The sequence below is a fragment of the Pseudomonas sp. 21 genome, assembly GCF_000955805.1.
Taxonomy (GTDB): Bacteria; Pseudomonadota; Gammaproteobacteria; order Pseudomonadales; family Pseudomonadaceae; genus Pseudomonas.
The window spans coordinates 82,161-90,478 of the sequence record NZ_JYOA01000019.1; the positions used below are offsets into that span (position 1 = coordinate 82,161).

The 8,318-nt window shown below is 65.7% G+C and carries 7 protein-coding genes; 1 reads left to right on the forward strand and 6 read right to left on the reverse strand.

What is annotated here, in order from left to right:
* Window positions 1-174 precede the first annotated feature (174 nt).
* From UB43_RS28535 to pedF, 6 genes are all read right to left on the reverse strand, one after another.
* Window positions 175-1,695, reverse strand: coding sequence for an aldehyde dehydrogenase family protein (locus UB43_RS28535; RefSeq protein ID WP_045217983.1), 1,521 nt, complete (start codon window positions 1,693-1,695; stop codon window positions 175-177).
* Window positions 1,696-2,326: 631 nt separating this feature from the next.
* Complete coding sequence (locus UB43_RS28540) at window positions 2,327-4,099, reverse strand: methanol/ethanol family PQQ-dependent dehydrogenase (protein ID WP_045217984.1); 1,773 nt, start codon at window positions 4,097-4,099, stop codon at window positions 2,327-2,329.
* A 303-nt stretch (window positions 4,100-4,402) separates the two neighbouring features.
* Window positions 4,403-5,332 (reverse strand): quinoprotein relay system zinc metallohydrolase 1, encoded by a 930-nt coding sequence (locus tag UB43_RS28545; RefSeq protein WP_045217985.1) that lies wholly within the window; start codon window positions 5,330-5,332, stop codon window positions 4,403-4,405.
* Window positions 5,333-5,358: 26 nt separating this feature from the next.
* Window positions 5,359-6,111, reverse strand: coding sequence for a quinoprotein dehydrogenase-associated SoxYZ-like carrier (locus UB43_RS28550; RefSeq protein WP_045217986.1), 753 nt, complete (start codon window positions 6,109-6,111; stop codon window positions 5,359-5,361).
* Window positions 6,112-6,118: 7 nt separating this feature from the next.
* A complete protein-coding gene (locus tag UB43_RS28555) occupies window positions 6,119-7,018 on the reverse strand; it encodes an ABC transporter substrate-binding protein (protein WP_045217987.1) in 900 nt (299 codons plus the stop codon).
* A gap of 5 nt (window positions 7,019-7,023) precedes the next feature.
* A complete protein-coding gene (pedF, locus tag UB43_RS28560) occupies window positions 7,024-7,461 on the reverse strand; it encodes a cytochrome c-550 PedF (RefSeq protein ID WP_045217988.1) in 438 nt (145 codons plus the stop codon).
* Between the two features lie 268 nt (window positions 7,462-7,729).
* On the opposite strand from pedF, the gene UB43_RS28565 reads away from it, so the two are divergent.
* On the forward strand, window positions 7,730-8,164 hold the full coding sequence (locus UB43_RS28565) for a carboxymuconolactone decarboxylase family protein (RefSeq protein ID WP_045217989.1): 435 nt from the start codon (window positions 7,730-7,732) through the stop codon (window positions 8,162-8,164).
* The last annotated feature ends 154 nt before the right edge of the window (window positions 8,165-8,318 follow it).

The following is an 8,318-nucleotide window of genomic DNA, read 5'->3' on the forward strand; positions in this document are numbered from 1 at the left end:
CGCGGCCGGAGCCGCGTTCGACGAAGGCCGTCACCCGTGGAATGGGTACGGAAGCGGACGGCCGCCCGAACGGGCGCGTCGACACAAGGGATGCCTGGTGGAGTGCCAGGCGGGGTACAGCGGAAAGGGCCGGCGAGCCTGATGGGGGAAGGCTCGCCGGTTTACTGCAAAGGGTCAGAAGAAGCCCAGCGGGTTGATGTCGTAGCTCACCAGCAGGTTCTTGGTCTGCTGGTAGTGGTCGAGCATCATCTTGTGGGTCTCGCGGCCGACGCCGGACTTCTTGTAGCCACCGAACGCGGCGTGGGCCGGGTACAGGTGGTAGCAGTTGGTCCACACACGGCCGGACTGGATGCCCCGGCCCATGCGCCAGGCACGGTTGATGTCGCGGGTCCACACGCCGGCGCCAAGGCCGAACTCGGTGTCGTTGGCAATCGCCAGGGCTTCGGCTTCGTCCTTGAAGGTGGTCACGCCCACCACCGGGCCGAAGATTTCCTCCTGGAACACGCGCATGCCGTTGTGCCCTTTGAGCAGGGTCGGCTGGATGTAGTAACCGCTGGCCAGGTCGCCTTCCAGGCGCTCGCTGGAGCCGCCGGTGAGCAGCTCGGCGCCTTCGCCCTGGGCGATGTCGAGGTAGGACAGGATCTTCTCGTACTGCTGTTGCGAAGCCTGGGCGCCGACCATGGTCTCGGTATCCAGCGGGTTGCCGCGCTTGATCGCCTTGATCTTCTTCATCACCTCGACCATGAACGGTTCGAAGATCGACTCCTGCACCAGCGCCCGCGACGGGCAGGTGCAGACTTCGCCCTGGTTGAAGAAGGCCAGCACCAGGCCTTCGGCGGCTTTCTCGATGAAGGCCGGCTCGGCGTTCATGATGTCTTCGAAGAAGATGTTCGGGCTCTTGCCGCCCAGCTCAACGGTGGACGGGATGATGTTCTCCGCCGCGCAGTGGAGGATGTGCGAGCCGACCGGGGTGGAGCCGGTGAAGGCGATCTTGGCGATGCGCTTGCTGGTGGCCAGCGCCTGGCCGGCTTCCTTGCCGAAGCCCTGGACGATGTTCAGCACGCCCGGCGGCAGCAGGTCGCCGATGATCTCGGCCAGCAGCATGATCGACAGCGGGGTCTGCTCGGCCGGCTTGATCACCACGCAGTTGCCCGCGGCGAGCGCCGGGGCCAGTTTCCACGCAGCCATCAGCAGCGGGAAGTTCCACGGAATGATCTGCCCGACCACGCCCAGCGGTTCGTGGATGTGGTAGGCGACGGTGTTCTCGTTGATCTCGGCGGCGCCGCCTTCCTGCGCGCGGATGCAGCCGGCGTAGTAGCGGAAGTGGTCGGCGGCCAGCGGCACATCGGCGTTGAGGGTTTCGCGCACGGCCTTGCCGTTGTCCCAGGTCTCGGCGACGGCGAGCTGTTCCAGGTTCAGTTCGATGCGGTCGGCGATCTTCAGCAGGATCAGCGCGCGGTCCTGCACTGAAGTACGACCCCAGGCATTGGCAGCGGCGTGAGCAGCATCCAGGGCGAGTTCGATGTCCTCGGCGGTGGAGCGCGGGAACTCGGCGATGATTTCGCCGTTCACCGGCGAGGTGTTGCTGAAGTACTGGCCCAGCACCGGCGCGACGAACTCGCCGCCGATGTAGTTGCCGTAGCGCGGCTTGAGGGTGACGACGGCGCCTGGGGTTCCGGGTGCGGCGTAGATCATGGGGATGCTCTCCTGTCGGTTCCCGGCCTCCATCGGCCAGGTCATGGAGCGATCTTAGGCAGCGCCCTTCCCGGCCAGGAATGCACCCATGGGAGGGGTGGGTTCCTCATTTGGTAGTAGAGGCCGAGGCATGGCTATTTGTAGGAGCGGGCCATGCCCGCGATCGCGCCCATGGGGCGATCCTGTAAGGTGGCAGCGATATTTTCAGCCGCGCTACGAACCGTCTGACACGCCGGCCCTGCCGGCGGATCGCGGGCATGGCCCGCTCCTACAAGGGTGTTTCCAGTGAAACATCCGCACACTCCGGACGCCCCGTTCAGGAGGCCTCGTTGAAACTTCGTTTCAACGAGGGAATTTTTCGCCTAAGCGAAAAACCGGATGTCCGGGGCAAGACCTTTGGTTACTTTGCGTCGTTTGGCAAAGTGACTCGCCCGAGGGGGCGAAACCAGAAGCCCACGCGCACACCAAAGCGACGCGGAAAGTCCAGGCGCGAGGCAGACATATCGCGGACAAAGTCCGCTCCTACGCTGCCTGATAGTACCGATGCTCCTGAGGAAAAAATCCACGCGATAAGCGCGCCAAAACAAAGGGCCGGCTCAACGGCCGGCCCTCTGCTCGCCTCACAGAACCATTACTTCTTGGCGACGAGATCCTTCGGCAGCTTGAAGGTCCAGATCATCCCGCCCTGGTCCAGGTCCTTGATGCGCTTGGCCACCTCGCCGCCCCACAGCGGCACCGCGCCGCCCCAGCCGGAGAGAACGGTCACGTACTGCTCGCCGTCCATTTCCCAGGTGATCGGCGAGGCGATCACGCCGGAGCCGGTGTTGAACTGGTAGAGCTTCTTGCCGGTCTTGGCGTCGAAGGCCATCAGGTAGCCCTCGGGGTTGCCGGTGAACACCAGGTTGCCGTGGGTCGCCAGCACGCCGCCCCACAGCGGCGCGTAGTTCTCGTAGCGCCAGACCTGCTTGCCGGTCTTCGGATCGATGGCGCGCAGCACGCCGATGTACTTCTCGTTCAGCGGCTTGATGGTGAAGCCGGCGCCGAGGTAAGCCGCGCCTTTCTTGTAGGCGATGTTCTCGTTCCACATGTCCATGCCCCACTCGTTGGACGGCACGTAGAACAACCCGGTGTCCTGGCTGTAGGCCATGGGCATCCAGTTCTTGCCACCGAGGAAGGACGGCGCGACGAACACCGACGTGCCCTTCTCGCCGCCTTCACCCGGCGCACCAGGACGGTGGGCGTCGTCGTAGATCGGCCGGCCGTTCTCGTCCAGGCCCTTGGCCCAGGTCACCTTGTCGACGAAGGGGAAGCCACGGATGAACTTGCCGTTGGTGCGGTCGAGCACATAGAAGAAGCCGTTGCGGTCGGCGGTGGCGGCGGCCTGCACGGTCTTGCCACCGTCCTTGTAGTCGAAGGACACCAGCTCGTTGACGCCGTCGAAGTCCCAGCCGTCGTGCGGGGTGGTCTGGAAGTGCCACTTGATCGAGCCGTCTTCCGGGTTCAGCGCCAGCCGCGAGGAGGAGAACAGGTTGTCGCCCGGACGCAGGTGCGAGTTCCACGGCGACGGGTTGCCGGTGCCGATGAACAGCGAGTCGGTACTCGGGTCGTAGTAGCCGCCCAGCCAGGGCGCGGCGCCGCCGGTCTTCCACAGGTCGCCCGGCCAGGTCTTGCCCGCCTCGCCGCCGGAGATGCCGTTCTCCACCGGCTTGCCGTCCTTGTAGACGTAGCCCATGTGGCCTTCCACGGTCGGGCGGCTCCACAGCAATTCACCGTTGGTGGGGTTGTAGGCCTCGATCTTGCCGACCACGCCGAACTCGCCGCCGGCCACGCCGGTGATCAGCTTGCCCTTGGCAATCAGCGGCGCGGCGGAGATGGAGTAGCCGGCCTTGTAGTCGGCCACGGTTTTCTTCCATACCACCTTGCCGGTGTCCTTGTTCAGGGCGACCAGCTTGGCGTCGAGGGTGCCGAAGATCACCAGGTCGCCGTACAGCGCCACGCCACGGTTGATCACGTCGCAGCAGGGCATGATGCCGTCAGGCAGGCGCGCGTCGTATTGCCAGAGCTTGCGCCCGGTGCGCGCATCGGCGGCGAACACCCGCGAGTAGGAGGCGGTGACGTACATCACGCCGTCCTTGATCAGCGGCTGCGCCTGCTGGCCGCGCTGCTTCTCGCCGCCGAAAGACAGCGCCCACACCGGCCGCAGCTCCTTCACGTTATCGCTGTTCAGGGTGTTCAGCGGGCTGAAACGCTGGCCCTGCTGGTTGATGCCGTTGACCACGATCTGGTCGGTGCGCTTGGCGGCATCGCTGATGTCCTGGTCGGTGACGCCGGCGTGGGCGCCCAGGCTGGCCAGGCCGATGGCGGTGAACAGCACGGTGCGGGCGAAAGGTTGAAGCTGTCTCATGGCGGTGCGCCTCTGCGATTGTTGTTGTACCCGGGGAAATGTCCCGGTCTGTCGCAGATTCTTGGTTTGGCACGGCGGGCCAACAATTGAACGCAGTGCCGAATTTCCTAGTTCCTTGGTAGCAATACCGGGCCTTGGCGGCACGAAATAAGCGGATTACCCAGGGCGCCCGGAGCTTCCCTGTAGGAACGGGCCATGCCCGCGATCGCGCGCATGGCGCGCTCCTACAGTCGAGCGACGTGCCGATCGGTGCGCGGGGATGATGGGTATCGCTACGCTCCACGCCATCCTACGGGAGCAATGTCAGGGCGTATCGACGCGCGGCAGGACCTTCTGCTCATAGCGCGGATACAGGTGGCTGACGCTGCGGATCAGCTCGTAGCGCGTCAGGCTGATACCGGCAAAGCGGTCCGGGATTGGCGTGCGCAGCAAGTCGTTCATGTCGGCGCCCTGGGCAATGCCGTCACGCATCGCAGTGTCGAGCCAGCCCAGGTAGTCGCGCATCTGCGCAAACGGTTCGGCATCGCTGGCGATGGGACCGTGGCCGGGGACTATCTGTTTCCACGGCAGCTGCTGCAGCGTATCCAGGTCGGCCAGCCAGACGCCGAGACCAGGACTGTTCGGCGTGGTCAGCGCGCGCTGGTAGAAGACGATGTCCCCGGCGAACAGCACGCCGGTGGTTTCATCGAGGATCGCCAGGTCCGCGCCGGTATGTCCGCGCAGGGCCAGCAGGCGGAAGCGGTGGCTACCCATCTGCAGTTCCCCCGGCTCCACCGTCTCGGTGGGCAGCACGACCTCCGTGCCACGCATCCAGTCGCCGACCAGGCGGTACATGTTCTCCGCCATGGCATTGCCCTGTTCCTTCAGCAGCTTGCCGGTGCCGGCCAGCGCGCCGATGGGCACGTCGGTGAAAGCCTGGTTGCCCAGCACATGGTCGGGGTGGTGATGGGTCAGCAGCACGCGCTTCACCGGCTGGCCGGTGGTCTGCTGGATCAGCACGCGCAGGGCTTCGCCATAGCGCTTTGACGGGCCAGTGTCGATCACCAGCACGCCGTCGCCGGTGTCGATGAAGGCGACGTTGACGATGGCGCCGCCGTTGCCCTTGGCGAAGTTGTCGGTGCTGCCTTCCACTACCCAGGTGCCCTCGGCGATCTGCCGGGGCTGGAGGTGGTACTGCAGGTCGGCCAGTGCCGGCAGGCACAGGCACGCAAGGGCGATCAGGAGGAAACGCATGGGCACCTCGTTAGCGCAGCGCGGCGTCAGCGCAGAGCGGCCTGGAATTCGTTGCCGTTGTTATCGTGCAGCCAGAGTTCGGTATGCGGGTCGCCGCGCACCTCGAAGGTGAAGGTCGGGTTCTCGCTGACTGCCGGGAACAGGTCCAGGCGGGCGAAGACCTCGCCCTCCGGCCCACGCAGCTCGGCATGGTCGAGGTAGAACTCGGGGATGCCGCCGACCAGGCCGTTGTCCATCGGATGCGAGACCGACAGGCGCACGCGGCTGTACTCCCCTTTGGGATAGGACTCGCCGTGGACCTGGCCGAGGCGGTCTTCCCACCCCGGTTGCGCACGCACCACGCTGGGCGCTGTGCAGCCGCCACCGGCCGCGTCAATCCAGGCCGAGCCGACGTGCCAGACGCCCTTCTCGTCCCGTAGCGCGGCGCGGATCGGCGTGGCCTGTTCGATGCGGATACGCACCGCCAGCAGCGGCGCCAGGTGCTCGCCGGGATAGAGCGTCAGCACATGGGGAATCGGATTCAGCTCGGCCCACAGCAGCAGTCGGTCGAAGCGTCCCGGCATGGCGCGGGCGTCCACTTCCACCGGGACCTGGCGGGAGTCCTCGGCGAACGGCGGCACGCCCAGCTTCACTCGCTCATCGAAGACGTAGGGCTCGCCGTTCAACAGGCGCTTGTGGTGGTAGTCCCACATCACCGAGGGCATCGGGTCGCCCTCCACCGCCGCCGCCAGCAGCGGCAGCGCACAGATCCCAAGCAGCAGTTCGCGCCTGTGCATCATGATTCCCTCACTGCACGTCCTGGTAGAGCCCCGGCAGTTCGTAGCGCATGCCGTAGGCCGCGTAGAGCTTTTCCATCGCGCCGCTGCGCACCAGTTCCTCCAGTTCGCCGTCCAGCGCGTTGGAGAGCTGGCGATTGCTTTCATGCACCGCCATGCCGATGTCCCACTCGGGCTGACCGAGGGCGGGATAGGTGTTCCCGGCGTTCTTCAGATGCTCGTCGGCGGCTTGCGCGCGCATCCAGTCCAGTTCGCCGCGCAGGGCCATCACCGCGTCCACCTTGCCTGCGCGCATGCCGTCGAAGGCCGCCTGGGTGCTGGGGAAGTGCACGGTCATGCGGCTGAGCTGGCCGCCCAGCACCGAGGTCAGGTAGAACGACGGCACGCTGTCCAGCTCGACGCCGATGGGGTGTTCGCGGAACGCCGCGATGGTATCCACCTCGGGCAGGCGACGGTCATCGCTGACCACCTGCCAGCGCTCGCGCTGGTAAGGACCGAACATCACCACCTGCTCATTGGCGAACTCGCCGACGTCATTGCGCCGGTTGGCGTACTGGCGGTCGTAGGGCACGCGCAGCATCACGTCGGCGACCACGCCGGGGCGCAGGTAGTGGCCCTTCCAGATGAAGTTGCGCAGGTCGTCGTCCAGGCGTTCGCCGGGGGTCACCCAGAGGAACTCCGCCCGCAGGCCCAGCCCGCTGGCCAGGCGCTGCGCAAGGTCGACGTCGACCCCACGTGGCTGCCCGCCCTGCATGAAGCTGTAGGGCGGGAAGTTCTCGTACACGGCCACTCGCAGCACGCCGCTGGCGACCATGTCCTCGTAGGGGCGCACCCCGGCCTGCGCCTGCCCCAGCAGCAGGCACAGGGCCAGACTCAGGAGCGCGCCGATCAGCAGATTGGGCAGGCGCATGGCGATCACTCTTCCACGTGCACGCTGTCCAGGTAGGTGCGGATCGCCCAGAGGCCTTCCTGGCTGATGTAGTCGGCCATCTTCGGCATGTACACCGCACCGTCACGCACTGCGCCGTTGATCACCCGCTCCTTGAACCACTCATCGCCCTCGGCGCCCACGTCGAGCATGCGCAGGTCGGGAGCGATGCCGCCGGACTTGGCTTCCAGCCCGTGGCAGCGCGCGCAGTTCTGGTTGTACGCCGAAGCGCCGATCTCCACCGCCTTGGCGTGGTTGGCGTAGGGCTCGCGGTAGGGGTTGGTGTCGCGCCATTCCTTGCCCAGCGGTTCCAGCCCCGTGGTATCCACTGCCTGGGGCGTCACATTGCCGTGGGACAGGGCCAGACCCGAAACACCCAGGCCGCCCACTAACAGCAGGCCACACAGCACGTTCTTGTTGTTCATCACTTCATCCTCTCATCGAGATGCTTGGCAAGGCACGGCGCCAGGAACGACGCCTGTGATGAGATGGTAAGAACGCGCGGCCGGCGGCCGAATCCTGCTTTGGATGCTCCCGCCTACTCCCTTGGTACTAGAACGGCGGTCGGCCACGATCGTTGAATGGCCCCATTGGTCTGCCGGTATTGCCGGGAATTGGCTATTCGAAGGTGACGCCGCGAGCGGTAACTTAGCTCCATTCCCGCACTACCGCGGGCCCCCACTGGAGATCACCATGAGCGCACGTATCGAATGGGCCAAAGCCTCCCCCGACGCCTACAAGGCCATGCTCGGCCTGGAACAGGCCCTGGCCAAGTCCGGGCTGGAGACCTCGCTGCTGGAGCTGATCCGCCTGCGCGCCTCGCAGATCAACGGCTGTGCCTACTGCGTGAACATGCATGCCAATGACGCGCGCAAGGCCGGCGAGACCGAGGCGCGGCTGCAGACCCTGAGCGTCTGGGAGGAAACCCGCTTCTTCACCGAACGCGAGCGTGCCGCCCTGACTTGGGTGGAAAGCCTCACCCGCCTGCCGGAGAAGCACGCCCCGCAGCACCAGTTCGACACCCTGCGCGAGCACTTCAGCGACGCCGAGATCGCCAACCTGACCCTGGCGATTGCCACCATCAATGCCTGGAACCGCTTTGGCGTGGGCATGGCGATGGTGCCCTGAGCAACACGATCTGCTCCCGTAGGATGGTGTGGAGCGCAGCGATACCCATCCTACGAACTACATCTGTGGCTCGCGTTTGGCGCATTACCCGGCACGGGTTATGCGCCAAACGGTTCAACCGGCATTCCCCTGTAGGAGCGCCCCATGGGCGCGA